19 protein-coding genes are annotated in these 26900 nt (G+C 56.1%); 3 read left to right on the plus strand and 16 right to left on the minus strand.

Translation table 11 applies throughout. The features are described 5' to 3' along the window. Window positions 1-314: 314 nt before the first annotated feature. From AC5RE1_RS01430 to AC5RE1_RS01460, 7 genes are all read right to left on the minus strand, one after another. The gene (locus AC5RE1_RS01430) at window positions 315-1823 is read right to left on the minus strand and encodes a cell division protein PerM (protein WP_493938231.1); all 1509 of its coding nucleotides are present in this window, start codon (window positions 1821-1823) and stop codon (window positions 315-317) included. Window positions 1824-2101: 278 nt separating this feature from the next. Next, window positions 2102-3022 (minus strand): succinate--CoA ligase subunit alpha, encoded by a 921-nt coding sequence (sucD, locus tag AC5RE1_RS01435; protein ID WP_006681537.1) that lies wholly within the window; start codon window positions 3020-3022, stop codon window positions 2102-2104. 27 nt (window positions 3023-3049) lie between these two features. Next, on the minus strand, window positions 3050-4249 hold the full coding sequence (sucC, locus tag AC5RE1_RS01440; protein ID WP_219585438.1) for an ADP-forming succinate--CoA ligase subunit beta: 1200 nt from the start codon (window positions 4247-4249) through the stop codon (window positions 3050-3052). 91 nt (window positions 4250-4340) lie between these two features. Next, complete coding sequence (locus AC5RE1_RS01445; RefSeq protein ID WP_285101167.1) at window positions 4341-7280, minus strand: UvrD-helicase domain-containing protein; 2940 nt, start codon at window positions 7278-7280, stop codon at window positions 4341-4343. Window positions 7281-7588: 308 nt separating this feature from the next. Then, entirely contained in the window at window positions 7589-9079 is a 1491-nt protein-coding gene (locus AC5RE1_RS01450; protein WP_493938228.1) for a DUF1846 domain-containing protein, read from the minus strand. Window positions 9080-9253: 174 nt separating this feature from the next. Further along, window positions 9254-9904 (minus strand): LuxR C-terminal-related transcriptional regulator, encoded by a 651-nt coding sequence (locus AC5RE1_RS01455; protein ID WP_006681541.1) that lies wholly within the window; start codon window positions 9902-9904, stop codon window positions 9254-9256. Between the two features lie 70 nt (window positions 9905-9974). Continuing rightward, window positions 9975-11135, minus strand: a complete 1161-nt coding sequence (locus AC5RE1_RS01460; RefSeq protein WP_493938232.1) for an ATP-binding protein — start codon at window positions 11133-11135, stop codon at window positions 9975-9977. Between the two features lie 253 nt (window positions 11136-11388). On the opposite strand from AC5RE1_RS01460, the gene AC5RE1_RS01465 reads away from it, so the two are divergent. Both AC5RE1_RS01465 and AC5RE1_RS01470 read left to right on the plus strand, forming a co-directional pair. Beyond that, entirely contained in the window at window positions 11389-13323 is a 1935-nt protein-coding gene (locus AC5RE1_RS01465; RefSeq protein ID WP_493938229.1) for a PspC domain-containing protein, read from the plus strand. Continuing rightward, window positions 13320-13655, plus strand: coding sequence for a hypothetical protein (locus AC5RE1_RS01470; RefSeq protein WP_285068383.1), 336 nt, complete (start codon window positions 13320-13322; stop codon window positions 13653-13655). Before AC5RE1_RS01465 ends, AC5RE1_RS01470 begins: the two co-directional genes overlap by 4 nt. Window positions 13656-13849: 194 nt before the next feature. Here AC5RE1_RS01470 and AC5RE1_RS01475 read toward each other — a convergent pair whose 3' ends face one another. Continuing rightward, window positions 13850-17494: an alpha-L-fucosidase gene (locus tag AC5RE1_RS01475; protein WP_493938230.1), complete on the minus strand. Its 3645-nt coding sequence runs from the start codon at window positions 17492-17494 to the stop codon at window positions 13850-13852. Window positions 17495-17941: 447 nt separating this feature from the next. Beyond that, window positions 17942-19783 (minus strand): methionine--tRNA ligase, encoded by a 1842-nt coding sequence (metG, locus tag AC5RE1_RS01480; RefSeq protein ID WP_219585441.1) that lies wholly within the window; start codon window positions 19781-19783, stop codon window positions 17942-17944. 317 nt (window positions 19784-20100) lie between these two features. Between metG and AC5RE1_RS01485 the strand changes: the two genes are divergently transcribed. Beyond that, window positions 20101-20676, plus strand: coding sequence for an isochorismatase family protein (locus AC5RE1_RS01485; RefSeq protein ID WP_006681547.1), 576 nt, complete (start codon window positions 20101-20103; stop codon window positions 20674-20676). An 85-nt stretch (window positions 20677-20761) separates the two neighbouring features. Here the strand turns inward: AC5RE1_RS01485 and rsmI are convergent, their stop codons facing one another. The 7 genes from rsmI to AC5RE1_RS01520 form a co-directional block, all read right to left on the minus strand. Beyond that, on the minus strand, window positions 20762-21619 hold the full coding sequence (rsmI, locus tag AC5RE1_RS01490; protein WP_006681548.1) for a 16S rRNA (cytidine(1402)-2'-O)-methyltransferase: 858 nt from the start codon (window positions 21617-21619) through the stop codon (window positions 20762-20764). A 117-nt stretch (window positions 21620-21736) separates the two neighbouring features. Then, complete coding sequence (locus AC5RE1_RS01495) at window positions 21737-22576, minus strand: metal ABC transporter permease (RefSeq protein ID WP_040318582.1); 840 nt, start codon at window positions 22574-22576, stop codon at window positions 21737-21739. Beyond that, entirely contained in the window at window positions 22573-23499 is a 927-nt protein-coding gene (locus AC5RE1_RS01500; RefSeq protein ID WP_006681550.1) for a metal ABC transporter permease, read from the minus strand. Before AC5RE1_RS01500 ends, AC5RE1_RS01495 begins: the two co-directional genes overlap by 4 nt. After that, window positions 23496-24257 (minus strand): metal ABC transporter ATP-binding protein, encoded by a 762-nt coding sequence (locus AC5RE1_RS01505; RefSeq protein WP_006681551.1) that lies wholly within the window; start codon window positions 24255-24257, stop codon window positions 23496-23498. The genes AC5RE1_RS01500 and AC5RE1_RS01505 overlap by 4 nt, the downstream gene beginning before the upstream one ends. Window positions 24258-24266: 9 nt before the next feature. Next, window positions 24267-25448 (minus strand): metal ABC transporter substrate-binding protein, encoded by a 1182-nt coding sequence (locus tag AC5RE1_RS01510; protein WP_006681552.1) that lies wholly within the window; start codon window positions 25446-25448, stop codon window positions 24267-24269. 172 nt (window positions 25449-25620) lie between these two features. After that, window positions 25621-26178 (minus strand): NADPH-dependent FMN reductase, encoded by a 558-nt coding sequence (locus AC5RE1_RS01515; protein WP_006681553.1) that lies wholly within the window; start codon window positions 26176-26178, stop codon window positions 25621-25623. A 262-nt stretch (window positions 26179-26440) separates the two neighbouring features. Next, window positions 26441-26641, minus strand: coding sequence for an Rv0909 family putative TA system antitoxin (locus AC5RE1_RS01520; protein ID WP_103633075.1), 201 nt, complete (start codon window positions 26639-26641; stop codon window positions 26441-26443). Window positions 26642-26900 lie beyond the last annotated feature (259 nt).

Consider the following 26900-nt stretch of genomic DNA (forward strand, 5'->3'; position numbering starts at 1 on the left):
CATTCGCCTTCCGCGTGCCAGTTATCGACGAGGCCGACCGCGCTTGTTCAAGGTTCCGTCGAAGCTCAGCGTCCCAGTCTTCGCGCGTTTCAAAGTGAGAAACTAGCAAACAAAGTGCGCGAGGCCTCGTTCCTTCGCTCAGTCGATCGCTGAACACTCCCTGTCTGCACCCACTAGAAGCGCCGTGGCGCCGAACGCGGGATCTTCGCACGCTTGAACAAGCGCACGCTTGTTGGAGCCTTCGCCGGATACCAGAACAGTTAACCGCGCTTGTTCAAGCGGAGCGTGCACAGATCAATGAGTCGGTTCGGTGTTCATTCGCTCTCTTCCAAGCGCGCTTGTTCACCGATCGAGAGCGAAGAGAGGTCAAGACGCTCAGTTGCAAGCGCATCTTCGGAGCGCGCTTGTTCAGCTTCCTGCTGAGCCGGAGACTTCACCGTCGGCTCAACAACTTGGGGAGTCGGTGTCCATGGAACAAGTTCAGGTTCCGACTGGGATTCTTTGAGGGTGTCATCGGCGCGCTTGTTCACCAAAACCTCGAGTTCTTCCTCGGTCGGGTCAGTATCAATTTCATCCGGTTCCGGAGTCTCTTCTGCTTCAACAAGCGCGGTCGAAACAGGCACGTCTGAAGCCGAAACATCGGAGGGCGATTCTTCAACAAGCGCGGTCGAAGACGGAGCCGTTTGCCCAGCGTCAAGAAGCGAAAGCTCCCATTGATCGCGCATCCACTTCAACGAGCGCGGGTGAACGATCACCCAACCAAATACAAACGCCAAACCAACTTCGCTGAGCAGAGCCACAGTAGTCGGACCGACATGCGGCCCTAGGAATGCCATGCGCGTCGCCCCCAGCTGAAAGGTTGACATGGCCATCCACATCCAGAAGCCAACACCGATCACGACAAATGCGACAGCGGAAAGAACAAACTGTTCACGAAGCGATGCTTGCCGACGCTTCCTTCCGCGCCACATACCGATGCCAAAACCGATCGCAATCGGAACGAGGATCGTCCAATAGCTTGGAGTGATATTGGGCATCGCGCCCAAGACAGGGATACCTGGGATCGGCAAAGTTGGGGCTGACGTGGGCGAATGAAGCGCATCGACTCCGACCCAGAATCCGGGTCCAGCAAACCAAGCCAACGTCCACGCCAAGATTGTTGGGGCGAAAAATAACTGACCGAGTCCAACAAGCGCGTCCTCAATTGGAGATGTCGTGAGCAGGAGCTGGTGGATCCCCGCGATTTGTGAGGTATGAGTAAGAAGGGCGATCAGAGTAAGAACCGCCGCAGATCCGACGACGACTGTGAGTGCGATTGCGGCCTCGCGAATTCCTAAACGAATGAGGCGCGGGACTCCCCACCGGCGAAGTGGATGGTCACCACAAGAAAAAAACGCCCACGCCGACGCGAGAAGCGAAACGAATAGGGCACCCGGCATCGCTTCCCACCAGCGCACATACGAAGCACCCGAACCGATCAGGAAAGCGGTCATCACAGTGAAAGCAGGAACGGCGAACCAGTTCGACGATGGCGAGAACTCTTCGCCTCCGCGCAAGAAGAGTCGGAGCAACACAACGAGGCCGATCGACACAAGAGTGGGGATGGCGTGATAGGTGACGGTTTCTGTATGAACTGATGCGCCGAAGAGGACTCCGAAGACATCCGAACTGGACGCGAACACCGTGTCCCAGCCGATTTTTGACACCCACGGGTTCGACGCGACCGTCAGGAAGGAGCCCATGACGATAAGAACGCAGGTAGCCCAACCGACGAATGCTGCTTCAACGCCCGAAAGCATGGCGCGCGCCCAACCGTCAGGCATGCTCACGCGAATAGTTTTCCGCGTCGGAGCGTACGTCGTTGTGGTGACGCTTGGTGAAGTCTCAGGCGTAACGTTCATAGCGTTATCCATCATGACGCACCGGTGGCCGGTAGGGCTTTCGCACCACCGGCCACCGTCAGATTGAGACCTACCTCAGTGTGGAAGCGAGATCAGATCGCTTTCAGAGTTTGTGTTCTGGCCACTCCGTTTGCAGAGTTTGTGTTCTGTTCGCTTCCGGCCTCTTCAGTTTGCCCTGCCAAAACCGGCATAGTGTGCAACTACTTTGAGAGGATTTCTCGAGCAAGCTGAGCGGTCTGCGACGGAGTCCGACCGACGCGAACACCAACTGCTTCTAGGGCCTCGGCCTTTGCCGCAGCAGTACCGGAAGAACCGGAAACGATCGCGCCAGCGTGCCCCATGGTCTTGCCTTCGGGGGCTGTAAAACCAGCAACGTAGGCGACAACGGGTTTCGTCATGTTTTCCTTGATCCAGGTAGCTGCTCGTTCTTCTGCGTCGCCACCGATTTCGCCGATCATCACAACCAGATCGGTGTCGGGGTCGGCTTCGAACGCCGCCAAGGCATCGATGTGGGTGGTTCCGACCACCGGGTCGCCACCGATGCCAAGGCAGGTGGTGAAACCAAAGTCGCGGAGTTCGTACATGAGCTGGTACGTGAGCGTGCCGGACTTAGAAACTAGGCCGATGCGACCCGGACCGGTGATGTCTGCTGGTGTGATACCAACGTTTGATTGGTTTGGGCTAATGATGCCTGGGCAGTTCGGGCCAATCAGACGAACACCCTTCTTCAGTGCATGCGACACGAAAACGGTTGAGTCTGCGACAGGAATACCTTCGGTGATCACAACGATCGTTTCGATGCCAGCATCAATCGCTTCAAGTGCGGCTCCCTTCGCGAAGGCCGGCGGAACGAAGATGACGGAAGTGTTCGCGTTCGTTGCTTCTTTTGCTTCAGCAACAGTGGCGTACACGGGTACGGACACTGTTCCGTTTTCGACCCGGTCAGCGGCCGGGCCGTAGCCAACCACGTCAAAGTCGACACTGGTGCCGGCTTTGCGCGGGTTAGTGCCAGCAACAATGGTCGTGCCGGCGCTCAGCATCCGTTGCGTGTGCTTGCGGCCTTCAGCGCCCGTCATACCCTGGACGATGACACGGGAGTCAGAGTTAAGGAAAATCGACATTCTTTTCGTCCTTTGTCTTTCGTCTGGTCAGTTCTGAGCCGGCCGTGAAGCAACGGCCTCGGCAGCAAGTTCAGCTGCACGTCGTGCGGCATCGTCCATGGTCTCAACCATGTGGATCAACGGATGGTTCGCCGCCTGGAGGATCGCTCGACCTTCGGCGACCTTATTTCCATCGAGGCGAACCACCAGAGGCTTCGTCGCAGAGTCGCCAAGAACTTCGAGAGCTCCGATGATGCCTTCCGCGACCTTGTCACATGCGGTAATGCCACCGAAAACGTTAACGAAGACAGAGCGAACCTGCTCGTCGCCGAGGATGATGTCGAGGCCCTTTGCCATCACTTCAGCCGAAGCACCGCCACCGATATCGAGGAAGTTTGCCGGTTTTACGCCAAGATCTTCACCGGCCATCGCAACGACGTCGAGGGTTGACATGACCAGACCAGCACCGTTACCGATGATGCCAACTTCACCTTCGAGGCGCACGTAGTTCAGTCCGGCTTCCTTCGCCAGCGCCTCGCGGGGATCTTGGGTGGCTCGGTCGACGAGTTCTTCGTGTTCCGGATGGCGGAAGCGGGCGTTGTCGTCCAGGCTGACCTTGCCGTCGACTGCCCACACGGTACCGTCGGTGGCAGTGACAAGAGGATTGACCTCGACAAGGGTTGCGTCCTCGTCGCGGTAGGTTTCCCAGAGCAGGACGAGGACCGGAATGAGGGGATCCTGGCGTTCAGCGGGGAATCCCGCTTGCGTCAAGATCTCCCGTGCCACTTGATCGTTGATTCCGATGACGGGGTTCAGAGGCACGCGAGCTAGGGCTTCGGGGCGTTCCTTCGCCAGGGTTTCAATGTCCATACCGCCTTCGCGGGAGCACATTGCAAGGTAGCGACGGTTCGATCGATCAAGGAGGATCGAGAAGTAGTATTCCTCGGCGATGTCGGCACCCGATGCGATCAGCAGGGTTTTGACGATATGTCCCTTGATATCGAGTCCAAGAATTGCCTCTGCTTTTTCAGCGGCTTCTGCGGCAGTGTAAGCAAGTTTGACGCCACCTGCCTTTCCGCGGCCACCGGTTTTCACCTGCGCTTTGACGACGAGAAGCTCGGCGCCATCTGAGAGCAGACGAGTTGCCGCTGTGCGCGCCTCTTCGACAGTCGTTGCGGTAAGCCCGGGCAGTACGGGAACGCCGTGCTTTCGAAACATGTCACGTGCTTGGTATTCATACAGGTCCACGGGTGGACTCCTTTGTCATCTATGGCTTGTCATTGAACAGACTAACGACCATTTAGGCCGTTCGTCCTAAGAACGCCAATTTATGTTCGATTCAGATTTTTTCTAGGGGTGCAACTCGAAGAAGCAGGCGCTTCTCCGCTTCGCTGAATTTGACCCGAGCAACCGTTGTTTTCCCCTGACCTTCGAGGCCAACAACAGTTCCCTCCCCCAGACTCGCGTGTTTAACCCTATCGCCAACCTTCAAGTCAAGGAGTGGTCGGTGCGTATTGCGTGACGTTTGTTGCGCACCCATGCGTATGGTTTTCCCGGTTCGAATACCTGTGACTCGAGAGGCAGTTTCTGCTTTACCGGAGCCAAAAACTGGCCCATCATCATCCAAGGCACGACCGGTGTGCGAAGAGTAGGAGCCCGATCCCCATCCGCTCCCCCAGGAGTTTTCGCGCGAACGCAGTCGTTCACTTGCAGTTGAGGATCGGCGAATATCGCATAGCTCCGGCGGAATATCTGCGAGGAACTGGGACGGCAACATCTCTTGCGGACTACCCCAAGCTGAGCGAATAGAGGCTCGAGTCAGATACAGTCGCTCACGCGCACGCGTAATTGCCACGTACGCAAGGCGACGCTCTTCCGCAAGCTCAGACTCATCCCCAAGCGACCTTTGATGCGGGAAGGTCCCATCTTCCATGCCGGTGACAAACACGATGGGGAATTCCAGCCCCTTCGCTGTATGCACTGTCATCAACGTCACCTGACCACTTCGCTGGTCTTCAGATGGAATTTGATCCGAATCTGCAACGAGTGCGACTCGCTCAAGGAAGTCGACCAAACTACCGCGCGGGTTCACGTGCGCGAAATCAATCGCTACTGAGTGCAATTCTGCAAGGTTTTCCACGCGCGAAGCATCCTGAGGATCCTCCGACTTTCGTAGCGTAGCGAGGTATCCCGTCTTATCCAAGATCTCCTCGAGAATATCGGCAGTCGACACACCCTTTTCACTTGCTTGCCGAGTAGATTCGATAAGACCCCAGAACGCAGCAATCGACTTTCGCGCTCGCGGAGAAAGGCCAAGGACCTCGCGCTGTTCACCACTGGGGGGCAACTGCCGGCTGGGCAAATTTCCGATCGACGAGGCCGAGTTTACATCTTGAGCATCCGGCGGATTTTGCTCGAATGTACGTACCTCTACGTCTGCCCACGCACTGAGCGCATTGTCTACGATGGCCCCCGGTGTTTCAGACTCAACAAGGGAAGGCTCGCTTGTTTGTTTCCCTAAGTCTGTGGCGTTCGATGGGAAAGGTTTACCCGAAGGAGAATCAGAAGAGGTGGCAACATCGACGAGCGATGTCGCATCGCTTTGACTGACCGTCGGATATTGCCATTCAATACCTTCACTTTCACCCAGCGGGCATCCTTCGCTTTCCCAGACGTCTCGGACAGCTTGGCCGAAGGAAATACCGTATCGAGAAGCATGGACTGCGATAGCGTCTTCAGCTTTTGCGCCGATCCCACGACGCGGAACGTTGATAATTCTGCGGACGGCAACGCTGTCATCAGGATTGGAGATCGCTTGCAGGTAGGCCAGCGCATCTTTGATTTCTTTGCGCTCGTAGAATCGTGTTCCGCCGACCACGCGGTAGGGAATTCCTTGACGCACAAGGAGTTCTTCAATGGCACGTGACTGGGCGTTTGTACGGTAAAAGACTGCAACATCACCATATGAAGCACCCTGATCAGCCAGGCGATCAACTTCAGACACGACAAAACGTGCTTCATCATGTTCAGAATCAGCTGCGTCAAGAGTGATGAGCGCACCATCGCCTGAAGCTGTCCACAGGTTTTTTGGTCGACGCCCTTGGTTGCGCGCGATCACTGCATTCGCGGCAGAGAGAATATTCTGTGTCGACCGATAATTCTGCTCCAGAAGAATTGTGCGAGCACCCGGAAAATCGCGCTCAAACTGCTCAATGTTGCGGATTGTTGCACCGCGGAAGGCGTAAATCGACTGGTCTGAGTCACCAACCACGGTGAGCTCACCGGGTTCTACTCCGTCATCGCCATCGCCGACAAGTAGGCGAACCAGGACATACTGCGCATGGTTCGTGTCTTGATACTCATCCACCAGAATGTGGCGGAAGCGCCGATGATACTGTTGAGCAATCAGTGGCTTGTCTTTCAGCAACTGCACCGTTGCCATGATCAGATCATCGAAGTCCAGCGCATTCGATTCGCGCATTCTCTTTGAGTATTCGCGATAGGTGTTTGCGACGATCTTTGAAATTGGGTCGTTTGCGCAGGTTTCCTCGTATTTGGCGGGAGTAATCAGTTCATTTTTTAGATCTGAAATCTTGGCCGCGATCATTTTGGGTGAGTATCGCTTCACGTCGACATCCATCGATTTCAGGATCATTTGAATGAGTCGCTGAGCATCCTGCGCGTCATAAATGGTGAACGACGAAGTCAGACCGGCGGCCTCGTGCTCACGTCGCAGGATTCGCACGCAGGCCGAATGGAACGTCGAAACCCACATATACTCCGCGCCATGACCGACCAGCCCGCCAACCCTTTCACGCATTTCTGCGGCGGCTTTGTTGGTGAACGTGATCGCAAGAATCTGCCCTTGTGTGGCTCGCCCTGTAGCAAGAAGGTAGGCAATTCGGTGAGTAAGCACGCGCGTTTTCCCAGATCCCGCGCCCGCCATAATCAGTAGAGGTCCGCCGTCGTGGACGACAGCTTCGCGTTGCTGATCGTTGAGTTCTCTAATGAGTTCATCCGGTTCAGAAAAACGAGGCCGGGACTGCCAGTCTGAAGGTTCTTTACTTCCATTGCCCGAATAGCCGAACGCAGATTTCGAGCTGGTCCTATTCGCCTGAGAGAAGTACTCAGATTCATCCAAAACGGGCACAACATCTTCACCTGGAACGGATCCGCCGGGGAAGTCATATACCGGCGACTCAGGCCCAGGTTCTGGCACACCGCCCCATTCTGAGAATGAAGCGGAGCCAAGATCGGGAAGAGAAGTGAAATCAGTCATCGCTCTCCTAGCCTAAAACAGACCATGTAGAAACCAATCTGCAAAACGTCCGACAGGTGTTCATCCTGAGAAGTAGCCGGGGCTTCGGGTGAACAAGCACGACCATGACAGCGCGCAATCACGCCCGCAACAGTGAACAAGCGCAGCCCCACGGTGAACAAGCACGCTACCCTTCGCGTGAACAAGCACCGTAAAAACGCAGATCACACACGTTTGCTTCTACGAAGACGGTGAACAAGCACGGCAAACGCTGAACAAGCACGGCACCTCGGTACAAGCGCACTCACGCCCGCTCAACCCAACCAGTTCTACTTCTTGCGATACAGCGACTTGGTTGCGTAGACGGGTTCGTTCGTCACCTGAACGCCAAGCGAACGGAAGATGCCTTCATCCACTGAGCCGAGAATCGTCGAAGTATGAACGTCACAGCCCTTCAACTCGCCTAAGCATTCAAGAGCTCGGCGGGCGTTGCCATCAGTGGAAGCAGAGACGGCCAGCGCGATCAGGACCTCGTCGGTGTGCAGACGCGGGTTCGCGGAACCCAGATGCTGAGTCTTCAAAGTCTGGATCGGCGTGATCGCGTCGGGCGACAGCAGCTTCACCTCAGAATCGATACCCGCCAGGATCTTCAGGGCGTTCAACAACATGGCCGATGAACAGCCAAGCAGAGCCGACGTCTTACCCGTGACGATCTGACCGTCAGCCAGTTCAATCGCAGCAGCCGGAGCGCCAGTTGATTGAGCGAGCGCAACCGTCGGCGGGACAACTGGGCGATCGGTCGGCGTGATTGACAGCTTTGACATCGCCAGAGCGATGCGTTCCGATTGAACCGGCTCAGACAGTTCTTTCTTTTCGGTCACCAATGCCTTGTAGTAGCGACGGATCACTTCCTGCTTGGACGCTTCGCGGCACGCGTCGTCGTCGCAGATCGACTTGCCCGCCATATTGACACCCATGTCGGTCGGGCTCTGATATGGGGATTCGCCTAGGATTTGCGTGAACAAGCGCTGTAGCACGGGGAAGATTTCGACGTCGCGGTTGTAGTTAACGGTCTTTTCGCCGTGGGCTTCCAGGTGGAAGGGGTCGATCATGTTGATGTCGTCAAGGTCAGCGGTTGCCGCCTCGTAGGCGATGTTAACCGGGTGGTCTAGAGGCAGGTTCCAGATCGGGAACGTCTCCCACTTCGCGTAGCCGGAGCGGATGCCACGCTTGTGGTCGTGGTAGAGCTGGGACAGGCAGGTTGCCATCTTGCCGGAGCCCGGGCCGGGGGCGGTGACGACGATCAGGTCGTGGGTGGTCTCGATGTATTCATTTGCGCCGTAGCCTTCGTCCGAGACGATGCGCGCAACATCGTTCGGATAGCCGGGGATCGGGAAGTGGCGGTAAACGGTAATACCGAGGCGCTCGAACTTCTGCTTCACGGCCTGCGCTTCGCGATTATCGTCAGTCCACTGAGTAATAACAACAGAGCCGACGTACAGTCCGTAGTCGCGGAATTCGTCGATGTGGCGCAGGACCTCGTCGTCGTAGGTGGTGCCGAGGTCCGCGCGCACTTTATGACGTTGGAAGTCCTTGGCATTCACGGCGACGATGATTTCGACGTCGTCAGCAAGTTCCTTCAGCATGACGACCTTGTTATCCGGGGTGAAGCCGGGCAACACGCGCGATGCGTGCATATCGTCGATGAGTTTGCCGCCGAACTCCAAGTAGAGCTTTCCGCCGAAGTCAGCGCGCCTTTGGGCGATGTGCTGAGACTGGAGTCGCAGGTAGGTGTCGCGGTCAAATCCGATACGGTGCATGGTCTCCCCTACTGAAAGCTCTGAATGCCAAAGCAATATTCGTAACGAATGGAGATTACCGCGTCAGCCGGCTCAGGGGGCGCCTCTTCGGTCGCCTTTCGCGCCTCAGGGTCGAAATGCGTTCGGGTTCACAGCAGACTTTCGGCTTCGCGTTTTTTATTCACGAGGCTGACCTCACACGATGTGACGTTGCATTGCCCAGCGGGTCAGTTCGTGACGGTTCGACAGCTGAAGTTTGCGCAACACAGCCGATACGTGTGTTTCTACTGTTTTCACCGAGATGAAGAGCTCGGAGGCTACTTCCTTGTACGTGTAACCGCGAGCAATCAGACGCATGACTTCCTGTTCGCGAGCGGAGAGAAGATCGAGTTCGTCGTCACCGATGGCAACCTGCCCAGTGCCGAATGCGTCAAGCACAAAGCCGGCAAGGCGAGGACTGAACGCCGCGTCTCCGGCAGCAATACGACCGATAGCTTCAAGGAGTTCGGGGGTAGAAATCGACTTGGTGACATACCCGCGAGCGCCACTTCGGATGACCTGAACGACATCTTCGGGTGAGTCTGAGACAGAGAGGGCTAGGAAGCGTAGACCCTCAATATCTTGGCATCGAGCGGAAACCTCTGCTCCACCGCCACCGCGACCTCCGGGCAGGTGAACGTCGAGCAGGGCGACATCGGGGCGAAGTTCATGGCATGCCGCGATTGCTCCATCAACGTCCGCTGCTTCGCCGACGATTTCGAGGTCTGCGCCGGAGTTTTCAAGTTCTGCGCGAACACCAGCGCGAACCATTGCGTGGTCGTCAATCACGATGAGTCGAATTGTCATAGGTCTATTCTCTTCGCTTTTCTTCACTGCCGTGGTTGCGGATAAGTGTTTCTTGTTATTGAGCGCTTGCCTAGTCTCTTGGGAGGCTGAGTTCCACTTCTGTTCCGCTCTGAAGCATTCTGATTCTGGCTTTTCCTCCTACGCGTTCCATACGACCGATGATTGAGTCACGAACGCCGTGCCGATCGCTCGGGATTGAAGCCAGATCAAATCCTGAACCGGAGTCTTTGATGAACGCTTCGATAACGTGCGGTCGAACTTCAACATATACAGAAACGGGAGGTTCGCCGTGCCTGACGGCATTCGCTACAGCTTCTCCGATTGCGGCGACCATCGCGAGCTCACCGGGACCCGGGACAGTATCTCCGACCGCAACAACATCAACGGGGATACCGTGACGGCTTTCCACCTGTTCGACGGTGTTTCGGATTGCTTGCGACAATGACTCATTTGCCTGCGTACGACCGGTGTAGAGCCAGGATCGTAGCTCTCGTTCTTCTGCAAGCGCTAGTGCTCGTACGCGAGCGGGGTCGGAAGCGGCCGAACGAATCAGTGTGAGTGTTTGAAGAACCGAGTCATGCAAGTGTGCTGCGATGTCGGCGCGCTCGGCCTCGCGAACTTCTCGTTCACGGCTTACTGAAAGGTCTTTCGACGTGCGTAACCAAAGCGGAAGTAACGCGAACAGCACGCCGGCGACCACGACCGCACCGATCAGGCCGCCGCGAAGCAAGATGATTGTCGGGTCTCCGCGTCCGGCAAGGAAGAGCACGCCAGTGAAGAGGAGCCCGATTCCCGCGCCGACGATTGCCAGAAATCTGGATGATCGCCACTGCTGAATATGTGCCCCTTGGCTCCACACCAGTCCCAAGCCGGCGATGATCAAACCTGCCGATGCTACGTCGAACAGACGGGCGACATTCGTCCAAGCAAACAGTGTTGCAACGAGGGCCGCAAGCAGAATCAGCACTCCAGCAAGCAGGAGCTGTCCCCTACTTGCATCGTGCGGATTGCCCTGTTTTTTCGTTGCTAGGTTGGCTCCGATCGGAGCGCCCCCAACACGGATGCGTTGCCCATCATCTTCGGGGACCATTGCCCACAGCCAGACGTAGAGGATCACGCCCGTTCCACCGAAGAGCCCAGCAAGGACCATCAGCACGCGAACAAGCGTGACTGACACTCCGAGGTGAACAGATAGGCCGGAGCAAACCCCAGCGATGCGGGCGCTCGGCATATCTGCTGATATTTCGCGCGCACGTTTCAGCGGAGCACGGTAGGCAGAAGGCATGGGAGGACGCCAGCCGCCGACAGTATTGGCCATGCCGGGCTGAACGGGTATATACCCTTTGTTTTCGCCTTCATTCACACGACCTATCTTCACATCTTTCGAACAGCGACCGCGACTTTAAGGGGCTAAATCAGGGACAGTTAAGGGATAACCCCACTGTCGCCGGTTCAGCGAAGCGACCACACTGTTGAGTATGGACATGAACTCTTCGCACCCGTACGGTCAGGACACGACCGGGGACACCCCTTCCGGCAGTGGCTTCAACCCGAACGACGCAAATGCGTCGAATGCTGCTTTCAACGGCAACGCTCAATACCCAGGTGGGCCTGGTTTCACTCCGAATAATGGCCCGTTCCCACCGGGCCAGAGTGGATACAACACAGGTGGCGGATTCTTCGCCTCCATCCGACGTTCCGGATGGTACCGCCCATCAGTGAGGACAATTGGTGGCGTGTGCGCAGCGATCTCCGCTCGAACCGGTTGGGACTTAGCGCTTGTCCGCGGGCTCAGCATTGTGGCGATCCTGATCTTCCCGCCGATGTTGGCAGCCTACGGTCTTGGGTGGGGTCTCCTTCCCGATCAGATGACCGGACGAATCCACGCTGAAGAACTCGTGAATGGTCGGTTCGAATCAGGACAGGCGGGGGCAATCCTGTTCATCCTGATGGGAAGCACCTCATTTTTCCCGTTCTCAGTCGTGATAGAAGAATCACCGCTCGGTTCACTCGGCATAGTGTTTGTCTTAGTGGCGGTCATCATCAGCGTCATCGCCGTTGTTTTGGTCCGCCACGACCGACAGTCAGCACCCACGACGTTTCAAGGAAATCCGCCAATGAACATGGATCCGAATAGTCAGCCTGGGCGCTCCTCTTCAGCTTTCGCTTCACCCTCCATGAACGAGGCCGGTCAGCCCAATTCAGACGCAATGAACGTTTCGGGGACCGGTGCTGAATACTCCGCCCCCCATCTGGGCACGATGCCGAGTCCTGCTTGGGCGGCCTCGTCCCCAAATCCCATGCAGCCAGCAACCCCATACACCGGAGGTTTTTCGCAGGCTCCAAACGGCGCGTATCACAACAACGCCAGGACACCATACCAGCCGGCATATCCGAATGCTCCTATGAATTCGGCACCCTATCAGGTTCCCAACACGCCAATGAACAATGGAGTGAACAACTGGATTCCACCGCTGGCTCCGTTTGTCCGTAGCGTCGGACGGCGGACAAACTTAATCGTCACCGGTCTTGTTCTTTTGACAATGGCGACGACGTTTGAACTCATGTACTACTACATGGACAATGGCTCCGCCGAGATGCTGGTTTTCGGGACGAAGATCGGTCTGATCGGCGGTGGCATCTGCATGCTCATCGCAGGGCTTGCCCTCGCGATCGCTGCGATGGGTGGGCGGAAGGCAGACTGGCTGGTCGCACTGTCAGTAATCGGCACGTTCTTGTCCTTGCCAACTGTCTTGTTCGGCATATCAATGAACTCCGAATACACCGCAAATTCTGCTTCCTTTGATTATTCAACCGAAACGCTAGTCAGCGATTGGACCGAATCGACGGTCTATTCTTCTCGGGGGAGAGCGTTGCTTGACATCTCGCAGGCTCCCGCGGGAACTTCCAAAGAAATCGTCGTTGACCCTAGCGTGAGTGACCTAGAGATTTCTGCGCGCACCGATCAGCCGGTCCGCATCATCTGCGAAATGGGAATTCAAGAGGTCGAGTATTCTTTCGATAACACTCACCCTTCAAAGAACAGGACGTGGGTGAACGCCCTGCGTGGATGCAACGATTCAGTTGACGCAGAAAATCCGGTATCGGTTCAATCCCCGACCTTCAACAACAGTGACGGGATCACGGTTCGCATCACTTCATGGATGTGGAGCTTCAACTACGAGGAAGACTGGTACGGCAATACTCCAGCTCCTTCTTCAACGCCCGAATCCGACGAGGGCCAGTCTGGTTCGACTGGCCAGTCGGGAGCGTTTGATCAGGGACAATCAGGTTCTTCCTCCTCACAGTCCGGGGCTAGCACGTCTGGCGCATCCACTTCTTCCACTACTTCAGGAGCCGACGTTTCCCCCGTATCGTGGGTTCTCTCGGCTGACTCAACGCTAAGGAGCGCAGCATGACCACCTCTCATATGCCTGATGAAGCAACGACCGAGTTCAACGTAGCCGACGAGACAACCGCCATGCCCACCTCCGAGGAGCAGCCGACTAAGGTTTGGACCGCAGCAGACGCCGCAGCACATGCTTCAGAACCCGTCGTGGAAGTTTCGACGAAACCTCGGGTAGGGCAGCTCATCTGGGCGCTGATCGTTATTACCATCGGAGTGTTCCTGATTGTTCTGCCGTTCTTGAACGTCGTACAGTTGCCGTTTGTTTTCATCGGCCTGATTGCAGCGCTCGGCCTAGTGCTGATCATTTCCGCGTTCTTCGTCGGCAAGCCGAAAGATCGTTAGCCCGCTTTTTCAGTCGAGCACAGTGCATCTTTGACCGCGCTTGTTCACCATCCGCCCTGCACACAACCGCGCTTGTTCACGGCGCGGGCGGGTATGAGCCGCGCTTGTTCACCATCGGGCGTACACAACATAAAGAAGGTGCCTCGGGAACAACCCCGAGGCACCTTCATCTATGCCAGGCCGACACTCAACGATCAGTCACGCACACGCCTGCGCGCAGCAAACCCAGCCACACCAGTAGCGAGGAAGAGAGCCGAAAGCTCTGCAAGCAAAACCGCATCAGCACCCGTTGAAGAAAGCTTCTTCACCGAGGCTTTCTTCACAGGCTGAGAATCACCAACAGGCTTATCGGCATTCGACTGATCCGGAACAGGCACAGCATCCGCGGGAAGAACCTCGAACTTAATGATGCTCTCACCCGACTTGCTCACCACCTTCACAGTGTGCTCGCCAACTTCAAAGCCAGCCGGAACCTTCCAATCAGCCTGAGCAGTCCCCTGCTCGTCGTCATACTTGATATCGCTTTCAGGGATTACAACTGGCTCCGAGTGAACGGTGAGCTTAATACGCTCGCCCTTCTTCAGACCCTTCACACGAATCGACAGAGTATCTCCAACCTTCACCTGAGCAGCACCCAACTCAAGAGTCGGAACATCCGCCTGACCAGGCTCATCACCACCAGGGTTCGGAGTCGGAGTCTGCTGGTGCAGAACAACACGAAGCGGAGCCGTTACTGCTTCACCTTGCGAGTTGGTTGCAACCGCACGATAGAGATGCGACTGGACGTCCTTCGATGCCTTCAGGCTCAACTTGTCAGTTGTTGCTCCTTCGATTGGAGTCCACGAATCTTCAGCACCGCTGACCTCACGTGACTGCCATGCAATCGTCGGAACGGGCATACCTGAAGCCGTCGTGGACAGGACGACGGTTTCGCCCTCGTTCACTGTGACTTTCTGCCACGCACCATCGTCAGCCGGTTCAAGAACCGAGTCGTTCAAGCTAGCGGACAGCGGGGTGAGGGCCGGCTTTTCGACGATATTGATCGTGAGTGGCTCAGAGTACGCTGTCTCGACGCTATTCGTCGCAGCAACTCGCACCTTCAAACCGTGGTGCTTCGCGTCGATCTCAAACGAGTAGCCCTGCTGCGTCTGGCCTTCCACATCGTTCCATGTCTGACCATCAGCCGAAGTCTGCCACTGAAGCTTAGGGGCGGGGAAGCCGCTTGTTTTAGCAGTAAAGGTCAGGATTGATCCGGGAACAGCGTTCAGCTGGTCGCCCGAAACGCTGAAGCCTTCTTCAGGGTCAGCAACTGCGCTAATAACCGCGGTGGGAGCAGTGTTCTGCCCGTAGACCTCAACCTCAGCAAGGTTGAGTTCCTTCCAGTTTCCTGGCAACATCACACGAATGTAGCGAGCCTGGTAGCCATCGAAATTCAGACTGGTCGGGAAATCAGCCTTCTCTTCGACCTTGAAGTACTTGAGTTCTCCTGCTTCACCCTTCTTCTCAATTTCTTCGCTGGATAGCTTGTCGTCAAGCTTGTCCTTCGAAGCAATAACGTAGAAGCCCTTCAGGCGCTCCGCACACGACTGGTTTCCGTTGCACTGATCGTCAGCAGAACGGTTGTAGATGTTAACCTGTCCGACCGGAACTGTTTTCTCAAGGTCAACCTCCCACCAGGGATCATTCTGCGTAGCCGTTGCGCTAACCGAACCGTTGTCCCACTTTCCATCCGTGTTGCCGTCGACGGCTCGGGATGCTGGGCCGTTCCAGGCGCTGTCAGAAGACTGGCGTGCAGGCTTCTTGAGGGCCAGGTTCAACGAGGGATCGACAACCGTCAGGGTTGCGATTTCCGACGTGGCTGTTCCAGCTTCGTTGGTGGCAACGACAAAGAAATCTGCTTCATTGTCATCCTTTGTTGTGACGAAGGTGTACGAGGAATTCGTTGCACCCTCAATCAGTATGTCCTCGCCGTCGTCACCAATGCGGTACCACTGGTAGGTCGGAGCTGGGCGACCCGAAGCGCCGGCAGCGAAAGTGACGGATTCGCCTTCGACGACCTGTGCGTCGCTCGGTTGAGACGTGAAGGTCGGAGCAACCGAGGCAGCGTGATCCTTGTATGCTGCCACCTTGATCGATTCAACCTTGACGTTGAGAGCATCGGTGTAATAGCTCGGGTTCGCCAGCTGGATGCGAAGGCGAGAGACCTCATTCGGGTTCATCGTGTACCCGGAGATGGGACGGGTCTTCAGGTCAATTCCTTTGAACAGCTGGGTGACGCCGTTGAAGGTCACATTGTATTCAACGTCGTCTTGGAAACCCGACGATTGGGTGAGATCGAATTCGACATCGCCGTACTTTTCGCCAGAGCGATCAACGATGTAGGCGTCCAGGATGGCCGCGTTGTACGAGGTGCCAACGGTGCGCTTGACAATATCGCGCGTCGGGATGGTGCCACTTCCGTGGTCGAGGTTCACGGTCTGAGTGGGGACGTAGCGTGCTTCACCGTCAAGGGCAACCTTGATGACCGGACGGTACTTGTCAGGGGATTCTCCGGACATCGTCACTGTCAGGTCAAGGCCGTTGCGAGCAAATTGAACGGGGGTTCCCTTGCCATCAACCGTGACTGAGGTGACCTTGTTTGCCAGTCCAGGAACGGTGATTGATTCTCCGGACTTCCACTGGTTCGGGAAGATGTACAGGTCTGAACCATTCACTGTCAGGAGAGCGTTAGACGGTGCGGGGATCCATGTTGCACTTGCTCCGTCGATGGCGTGCGGGTGATCAGTGTGCCATGTTCCTAGTTCCTTCAGAACATATTCGTCGTATTCGGGGAAGGAACCGTCACCCATCGGACCGACGTTGAAAGCGAAGTTTCCGTCGTTGGCTACGACACCGACGAGGTTCGAGATGGCCTCGCTAATTACTCTGTTAGCTGTGCCCGCTGAGCGATTTGCTCGCGAGTCTGAACAGTAGGACCAGCATCTGGGGAAGATGGATCGGATGGATTCCCACGGACCGATGCTGAAGGATGAGTGGACCGCGTTGTCGCCGCCAACGTTGAAGTCACCTTTGTTGTTCCACACGCGAGAGTTCACGACCGTTGTGTTCGGCTGCAGTTCATGGACCTTGTCGGCCATCTTCTGAGATTGTTCCGCGGTCGGACCACCCATGTCGAACCAGAACTCGGCGATCGGACCGTAGTTGGTGAGTAGCTCGGTGATCTGGTCGAGGTTGTACTGAAGGTGTTCTTCAGTGATGGGGTTGAGGTTGGAGTAGGGTTCGGGATCATGCTTCTCCCAGTCGATGATGGAGAAGTAGAAGGCGAGCTTCATGTCGATCTTGCCGCATTCGTCAGCGAGCTGTTTCATCGGGTCTTTCCCGAATGCTGTCTGCTTGACGACGTTGTAGTCGGTCGTCTTGGTGTCCCACATGGCAAAACCGTCATGGTGCTTCGAAGTCACCATGACGTACTTCATGCCGGCGTTCTTTGCGGTCTGGCAGATCTTCGCAGCATCCCATTTGTCTGCAGTCATCTTCTTGGCTTCTTTGAGGTATTCCTCGCGAGGAATGTTCATCCAAGCCTTGATTTGTTCTGGGTAGCCGATGGACTGAACTTGTCCGTTGTAGCTTCCTCCGAACATTGAGTAGACACCCCAGTGCATGAAGAGACCGAATTGCAGTTTCTGCCATGCAGCGATGCGTTCATTCGTGGACTTTTCCACGGCTGCGGGCGCGCCAAGGATATCTCCAACGTTTTCCTGCGATGTTTGCACCGAGGCAAATGCTGGCGATAGTGCGCCACCCCCGACGAGCAACGCGGCGGCGGCCAGGCTACTCACGATCCGTCGTCGTAACATACGGCGGTTCTCCTTTCGAGTGTGTTGATGGGACAGACATCGTTGTCTTTTCCTCTTCGTTGAGGTTTCCCATTAGAAAATCGTAATGCCGAAATAGAAGCGATTTCTTTCACTTGATAATCGAAAGTATTAAATTCGATAGTTTTTCGACGGTTCGATTAACCCTTACTCCAAAAGGTCCTAGATAAAGTAGTTTCTAAGAAACTAAAAAATATCCTTACGCCTTTTCCTATTGCCGAGGCCGCGCTCCCCAAAATCACCGCGCTTGTTCACCATCCACCCTGCACACAACCGCGCTTGTTCACGGCGCGGGCGGGCATGAGCCAGGAGTAAGTGAAGAAGGCGCGCCTTGCCGTAGATAGACGAAAGGTGGGAAGCGGATGAGCTTCCCACCTTTCGCGGTGTTGAATGAGTTGAGCTTACAAAGGCTCAGGCTCCGGTCACATCATCGGGAGTTGAATCCGCGTAGCGTGCGAGTTCTTCTTCGACGATGGCTTCGTCGAGCTTGGTGAAGACAGGCGTCGGCTTCGCGATCGGGGTACCCACCGTGATGAGGTGGCGTTCCCACGTTGGAGCTGAGGTGTAGTCACCCGTAATAATCGGGTATCCGTTGCGGCCGTCGAATGCTTCGGGCAGAACCTGCGGGTCGAGTTCTTCGACCTCTTCGATGCGTGGCATCGGAGCGATGTTGCCCGCACCGCCCATGACGCGGTCAATGTCGTTCGCTGCGTGAGGGAGGAACGGCGAGAGCATCAGGTTGAGATCAGTGACAGCCTGGGCGAGGGTATGCAGAACCGTTGCAAGTCGTTCACGCTGTTCGGGTGCCTTGAGCTTGAAGGGCTCGGTGTCGGTGACGTACTTGTTGGCTTCGCTGACCAGTCGCATCGCTTCAGAGAGTGCGGCCTTCTGACGGTGGTGACGGATCAGGTCACCGATAGTTTCGAAGCCTTTGTTGATTTCGTCCAATAGCGCACGGTCGATATCTTCAAGCTCGCCGGGAGCAGGAATTTCGCCGAACTTCTTGGCGATCATCGATGCCGTTCGGTTGACCAGGTTGCCCCAGCCGGCGACGAGTTCGCCGTTGGTGCGGCGGACGAATTCTGCCCATGTGAAGTCGGAGTCGGAGGTTTCCGGGCCTGCTGCGCTGATGAAGTAACGCAGGGCATCTGCCTGGTAGCGAGCCAGGAAATCACGGACGTAGATGACGATGCCGTGGGAGGAAGAGAATTTCTTGCCTTCCATGGTGAGGAATTCGCTGGACACAACTTCGGTCGGCATGTTGAGGACGCCGAGCGTTCCAGGCTTTCCACCCTTGGTACCCTGACCGTTGTAGCCGAGCATTTCGGCAGGCCAAATCTGGGAGTGGAAGACGATGTTGTCCTTGCCCATGAAGTAGTAGGACAGGGCCTCGGGATCATTCCACCACTGGCGCCACGCTTCGGGGTCGCCGGTGCGACGTGCCCACTCGATTGATGCTGAGAGGTAGCCGATGACGGCATCGAACCAGACGTAGAGACGCTTGGTCGGCTGGTCTTCCCACCCGGGAACTGGGATGCCCCAGTCGATGTCGCGCGTCATGGCACGCGGGCGGATGTCTTCGAGGAAGTTCTTGGAGAACTTGATAACGTTCGGACGCCAGGTGCCGGACTGTTCACGATCGTCGAGCCATGCGGACAGGGCTTCGGCGAGTGCAGGTAGGTCGAGGAAGTAGTGGGTGGACTCAACGAACTTGGGGGTCTCGCCGTTGATGCGCGAGTGCGGATCAATCAGGTCGGTGGGATCCAGCTGGTTACCGCAGGCGTCACATTGGTCGCCACGAGCGCCTTCAGTACCACAGATCGGGCAGGTGCCTTCGATGTAGCGGTCGGGCAACGTGCGTCCAGTTGAGGGTGAAATTGCTGCGCGAGTGACCTGTTCGATCATGTATCCGTTGTCGCGGACAGTGCGGAACATTTCTTGGACGACTGCGTAGTGGTTGCCGGCGGTCGTGCGAGTGAAGAGGTCGTAGGACAGGCCGAGCGCGACGAGGTCTTCGACGATCAGTCGGTTGTTGCGGTCTGCAAGTTCGCGAGCGGTCACGCCTTCGCCGTCTGCTGCGACGAGGATCGGAGTACCGTGTTCGTCGGTTCCGGACACCATCAATACGTCGTGTCCTGCCATTCGCATGTATCGCGAGAAGACATCGGAGGGCACGCCGAATCCGGCAACGTGTCCAATGTGACGGGGACCGTTGGCGTAAGGCCAAGCTACTGCAGACAAAATACGGCTCATGGTTCTAAGGATAGTGCCCCGTCGGGTATATTCCGAACTCGCATCTCCCCGTTCCCCCACCGCGCTTGTTCACCACACCCACCTCCCCACACACCGCGCTTGTTCACCGTTTCAGTGGGCACGTATGACCCGAATTCACTGATGCATTTCTTCAACAAGCGCGCTCAAAGGGCTTAATCACGGCACTGCAGGCTTCTTGTTTCCACGAGCGTTTGCCCAAAAGCTTGAACAAGCGCGGTCAAAACGGTGAACAAGCGCGGTCAAAACGGTGAACAAGCGCAGTAGAGTTGAGGGCAACATACATAAGAGGAGCTCAGATGAAACGCGCACTCATCATCGTCGATGTCCAGCCCACTTTCTGTGAAGGCGGGGCTTTACCCGTTGAAGGAGGAAATGCGTGTGCAGAGCGTATCCGCACGTATGTGGATGATCATCGCCAAGAGTACGGCTTTATTGCGACGACGCAGGATTGGCATATTGATCCGGGAGCTCATTTCTCTGCGACCCCGGATTATGTGGACACGTGGCCACCGCATGGCGTGGCCGGTAGTGCCGAAGCGGAGTTGCATCCTGCCATTTGGGACCTCGACGTTGATGCCCACGTGAAGAAGGGCCAGTTTGCGGCTGCCTACTCTGGGTTCGAAGGGATGGACGAGGCCGGGACTTTGCTCGGCGATTTACTGGATGGTGCCGGAGTGAATGAGGTTGATGTCATCGGTTTGGCGCAGTCTCATTGCGTGTGCGACACCGCGTTGGATGCGAAGAAGGCCGGTTTTACCGTGCGAGTGCTCTCCGACCTGACGGAGCCGGTATCACCGGAAACTGGGGCTGTTGCGTCGAAGAAGTTGGCAGACGCTGGGATCCTGGAGGTTCCTTCAACCGAGATTAGCTAAGAGGATTCTGGTTCCCTACCAAGACGCCGGGGCGGTGCTACTGACACGTAGCACCGCCCCCCATTTCAGGTCATCTGCTCACATATCACTGTTCTTTGTAAGCGAGAGCAGCTTTATAAAGTTCGTTCTTCCGCAAGCCTGTTGCTGAAGCAACTTCGGCTGCCGCGTCTTTGAGTCGCATTCCTTCCGAAGCTAACGCAAGCACTGTTTTCACATGGTCTTCAGCGCTCTTCTTGCCTTTGAAACCGGCGATAACAATCGTGATTTCGCCGAGTACTTCCCCCTCCGTCTGGGTAATCAGGTCCGATAGGGAGCCTCGTAAAACTTCTTCATATTTCTTTGTCAGTTCTCGACACACGACTGCTTGACGCTCCCCGCCGAAAGCACTGGCCATACGTTGCAGGGTGCCATGAACGCGTTTGGCTGATTCAAAGAAAATGAGAGTGTGCGGGTCGTCCGCAAGCGCTTCGAGGTAGGCGCTTGCTTCACCGTCTTTACGGGGTAGGAAGCCCTCGAAGCTGAAGCGGTCAGAAGGCAGGCCTGAAACAGCAAGCGCAGTAACAGGGGCCGACGGACCAGGCAATGCAGAGACGTGAACACCACGTTCGACCGCTGCTCGCACCACGCGGAACCCGGGGTCTGAAACGGTTGGCATTCCGGCGTCAGAGACCAGCAGGACCCGCGCTCCGCTTTCGGCACAGTCGACGAGGCCCTCTGCCCGGTCGCCTTCATTGTGATCGTGCAAACTGAGAACTTTACCGTTTACTCGAACGTTCAAACGGCTAGCCAGGGCCAGCATGCGCCGGGTGTCTTCCGCTGCGACAACCTCAGCTTCTTGCAGGGCCCTGATAAACCGTGGTGAAGCGTCGTCCACATCACCGATCGGGGTTGCTGCAAGCAGGATGGACGCAGGGCGTTGTACAGGTTCACGTTGTTCTGGCACGGTCTCATCGTCTCATCGAGCTGGGAGGCAGTACAAGCCACGATTGGCCTCGTCGTTGAATTCACGAAACCCACATGGCTCGCGTTCGGGCGAACCGCAACCGACCGCCCGGCCTCGTCACCCTTGCGCGCAACGAGCCCACACGATCAGACGAGTCGTGGCAAAGAAAATACCGGCGAAAATCGCGATCATGCCACCAACCGAAAGGTTGAACACCACACCGCACGCGAAACCGACCACTCCGATTCCCAGCCCCGCGAGCGGAGCAGCAACCATGAAGTGTGGCCATGACTTCACCAGCGGGGCAAGTCCCGCCGCGGGAGCAGCGAAAAGCGCAATCGACAATACGGTGCCGACGGCGGGAATCAACAGGACGATTGCACCGATGACCATTGCGATACTCAGGCTCTCAAGAAGACGCGTGTTCATCCCGCGCGTCAATGAATCAATGGGGTCGTAGCTCTTAAAGACCAGCTCTTTCCCCCACACGGCAACGATGATGAGCACCACCACTAGACCCGCGCCGGCCGACGCAACATCCCAGGAGTTAACCGTCAGAATCGAGCCGGTCAGAAACGACTGGATTTGAATCGGCAACGGCGAAAACCAGCGGTACAGGAAGTAGCCCATCGCGAACCCAAAGGTCAGCACAATGCCGGCGCTTGCCTGTGATGAAATCCCCGGAATTCCACCGATGAACCGCATCAGCCCACCTAGGGGAAGACAGAAAAGGAAGGCGCCAACAAACAGGGCAAGCGACATCTGCTCATGACTCGCCCCAAGCGTGGCGGCGATGACTACGCCCAGAATGCCTCCTGGGAATGTTCCGTGCGTGACTGACTCGGCAAAGAAGATTTTCCGGTCGAGGAAGGCGAAAGCGCCGACCAGCCCGGCGAGTAAACACACGGCAACGAGCTCCATGACAGGAAGGAGAAGAACATCCAGATGAGAAATCAACAGCGCACCTTTCCCCTTCGTTTCCCGATCGCAGCGATACCGACAGCGATGAAGAACAGTGCAACAAGGACAAGGACGACACCCGCTTGCGGAGAGATGGGGCGCGGGCTGGGGGTCAGGAGAAGTTGCATGCCTAGCCAGCTGGCAAGAAGGCTCACGCTCACTCCAATAATGCTCGCTTGTCGTACTGTTCGCCCAAGCAGACGCCCTGTCGCCCCTGGAACGATCAAGAACGCGATGACAAGAAGCACGCCGATTGCCGACGATGCTGCGACAACGACCGCGGCAATACACGCGTTCAGCGCGTAATCGATGCCTCTGAGGTTGATGCGTGATGCCAGCGCTCCCTGCCGGTCAAACGCAACGTAGAGGTGTTCCTTCCACGTTAGCGCAAGCACGATTCCTGTCAGGATAAAGACGACCAGCGACTGAGCAAGCCCAGAGTCGGTCGTTTCCAACAAGCGCCCGAACATGAGGGCTTCCAGTTGCCCTGACATATCACCGACTTTGAGGGAAATCGTCATGCCGAGTGCGAAGAAGGCAGTCAGAATGACCGCTGTTGCACCTTCATGCGCTGATTCGTTGTCGCTTTCTCGCTTGGAAGACTGGCTTGCCACTAGTGCAATGACAACTGCGATGCCAGCACAACCGGCACCAATAATGATGGCGTCGCTCCCGCCAACGATGAACCCGACGACGATTCCGGGGAACACCGAGTGCACCATGACTTCGGCGTTAAATTCGGCTTTTCGTAGGTTCACTAGCGTACCGACGAGGCCGGCCACAACTGATAGAAGGACAAGAAATATAAAGGGCCGGAATAGGAAGGGATAGGCCGCAAGACCCCTGAGCCCCACGATTGATTCGGAGAGCGCTCGCAGGTGTTCAACGAGCGTTGCAACGCCATCGGACAGCGTGTTCATGCGACTTCTCCACTTTGATTGTGGGAGTCGGAACAGGTCGCAAGTTCACACGCCTCAGTTTCAAGGCTTTCGGATCCGTATGCCTGTTTCATTAGCTTTGGGGTGAGGACTTCGCGGACGGGACCGAAGGCGATCTGGCGCCCAGCGACAAGGATTGCTTGATCGCAGACGTCATAGGCTAATGAGAGATCGTGTGTTGAAACGACGACGCTTGTTCCATCATTTTTTGCGCGTCGAATGATTCCGAGTAGGGCATCACGATTGGGCTGGTCCAAACCGTTGAAGGGTTCGTCCAGCAGAATCAGTTTCGGTTGGGCGATAAGTGCGCGCGCTACGAGTACACGCTGGCGTTGCCCGCCTGATAGTTCACCGAAACGGTCCTTGGCTCGGCTGAGAAGACCAACATTTGTCAGAGTGCTGGCGACTTTTTCTCGGTGGGCTTTCCTGGGGAAACGGGCAAGTCCGATCTGTTTGTAGAGACCCATCATGACGACTTGTTCAACAGTGATGGGGAATGTCAGGTCGAGGTCAGCCGATTGAGGGACGTATCCGATGGTGTCGGGAATGCCGTCAATGTGTCCTTCGAGGATAGGGACGCTTCGGGCTAGGGCTTTGAGTAGCGTCGTTTTTCCAGATCCGTTTGGGCCGACTAGGGCGAGCGCCTCACCGGGGTTCATGCGCCCTTGAACCCCGGTGAGGACGACGCGCGTCCCGTAGCCAACTCCAGCGTCGTGAAAGGTGATGCCGTTCGTGGTCACGGGTATTGCCTACTTCAAGTTGTCTGGAAGCTCGGCCGGAGTGCCATCCCAAGCAGTGACGATGGTCGTGACGTTGTGGATGATTGAGCCGGTGTAGGTTTCTCCCGCGGATCCTGCCGGTCCCAAGGAATCGCCGTATAGGGCGTCGTCGCCAATGATGGCTTTCACACCGGCTAGTTCAGCGATCTTCTCGATTGACTTTGAATTGTTCGAGTTTTCGGCGAAGAGCGCTTTTGCTCCAGAGTCGATGACGGTCTGGGCGGCTTCCTGAATGTGTTCAGCGGTCGCGTCCTGCTGTTCATTGAAGTCAGATAGGGCCGAGCCGATGAAGTCGATCCCGTAGTCCTTGGAGAAGTAGCCGAACGCATCATGTGACGAGAAGAGAATGCGCGAGTCTGCCGGAACGCTATTGATCGAGTCTTGGACCCACTGGTCAAGGTCGCGCAGTTTGTCGGCGTAAACGCTGACACTTTCTTCAATTCCTGCGGCGGAGTCGGGGGCTACTTCTTTGAGGAATTCACCAATGTTGGCAACTTGAACAGCTGCATTCTTTGGGCTTGTCCACACGTGGGGATCGTAGACAAATTCAGGTTCCGTTTCGCCTTCTGCTGGCGGGAAGGGCCACTTGCGCACCTCGACCTTTTGGGTGCCTCGTTCGATCGTGTAGGGCAACGAATCGTCTTCGGTGATGGCTTGCGGGTCGGTTACTTCTTTGCTGGTCAGAATGCCACTGGTGACGCCCATCGTTCCTTTGAAGCCGGATGCTTCAATTGCACGATCGAGGAAATGCTCGAGGTCAACTCCGGATACAAGGAGCACGTCTGCTTTGGCAAGTGCTGTCGCTTGCGAGGGAGTGAGCTCATGTTCGTGAGCTGATGCGTTGGGGGCAAGAAGGCAGGTGAGTTCGAGTCGCGTTTGGTTCGTGGCATCTTCACTACCAATTGTGGTCTTTTGTCCGTCTGCGCCTGTTTTCTCGAGGACGAGGCCTGCCGTCGCTGGCGCGCCGGCAGCGATCTGCGTGACATAGTCACAGATTTGGGTTGTGGTGGCAACGATGCCGACTTTTCCATGCTCCGTTCCGCTATTCGCGCTGGCGTTGGATGCGTCGTGGTTGGCGCAACCGGCAAGAGCCAGACCGAGCACACTGGTAAGTGCCGCTCCTTGGAAAATACGGGTATTTGAGCGATGCATTGATTAAGACTCCATTTTCATGTACAGTTTCGGGCACCCGAAACTGTACATGAGAACACCTTAACTTGCAACATCCCAAGTTTATTGAGGTACTCCTATAGCACCTTGCTCTAGAAAACCATGTGGGGGGTGGACCATTCGACCCATCCCCCACAAAGCTAAGAGCTATTGGTCAGCGAAGAGGTGCGAGAGCGTCCGTGCGCGCAACCATTGCCGCAACCATGTCCTGAACCTCGTTGTCATGATGCGCGCCCGGCTTGAATTCCGACATGTTTTCAAAGTCGGTAATGAGCGAAAGCGAAACCTGCTGAGTGACCATCGTAGCTTCGAAGTTCGCCAGAATCTGACGCAGGTGTTCAACCTGACGGACACCACCGCTGAAGGAGTAGCCGACGAAGCCGACACCCTTATTCGCGAGAGCCTTGGGCTCAAGGAAGTCGATAGCGTTCTTCAGAGCGCCAGGAATTGAGTGGTTGTACTCCGGAGAAACAAAGATCAGTGCATCGTAAGACGAAACCGTTTCGCTGAACTTTGCGCCACCAGGATCCTGCGGGGTAGCCATTGCAGGCGGCATCGGCTCAGCGAAAAGGGACATATTGAAGGAAGCAATGTCAATAACATCAGCGTTGACACCTTCAACAGTATTCGCTTTGTCGACAACCCACTGAGCAACAGATGCGCCAAGGCGGTTCGGACGGACGGTGCCAAGAATAACGCCAAGACGGGTCATGATAAACTCCCTAAGACTATTTGAACTCTCAACTACTATATACTTATTTCAATCTTCAATCAACGTCACGTGAGGTACGTTCAGACACTGCAAGAACCTTCTGGATCCCTCAGTGATTCAATGCGCCTACGAACTAATGACAGAATGGTCGACGCGGTAGCCAAAACCAACGAACGTACGCATTGAGTGAGCCAACATTCAAGGGACGGTCGTAGACAAAAGGTGGGCTAGAGTTTCCTCTAGCCCACCTTTTAACGTTGAATCATTCACCGATCTTGTCGTCAACAACGTCGCGAGCTGCGTCAATCTTGTCGTCAAACTTACCGCCGGTAGCTGTCTTGGCTGCATCTGCAACCTTATCCAGGATGCCGTCGGTGTTTTCTTCGGTCATCATACCTTTGGCAGCGTCGGTGGCCTGGTCCTTGAGTTCTTCGGCCTTGCCCTTGAGATCGTCGAGGTTCATTGTTTCTCCTTGTATTAAGAACGATGTCGTGTTCAGTCTACGAGAACCTTGAAGGTTGCGCAGCATATAACGACGACTCACTGCTTACAATGAGCGACAATACGAGAGATACTAGGGGCCAACAGAGCACACTGGGAGAACGCTCAATTGCAGAAGGGGCCCATCAACACCGCCTTCTCAGATGGGCACGTGCAACAGTGGCGCCCCGACAAGTACCCGCAGGCGAACATCTTGAAAGAGCGACAGCGCAAACCATCTT

The sequence above is a fragment of the Actinotignum sp. usb-actsch-rep-73 genome (genome assembly GCF_059082735.1).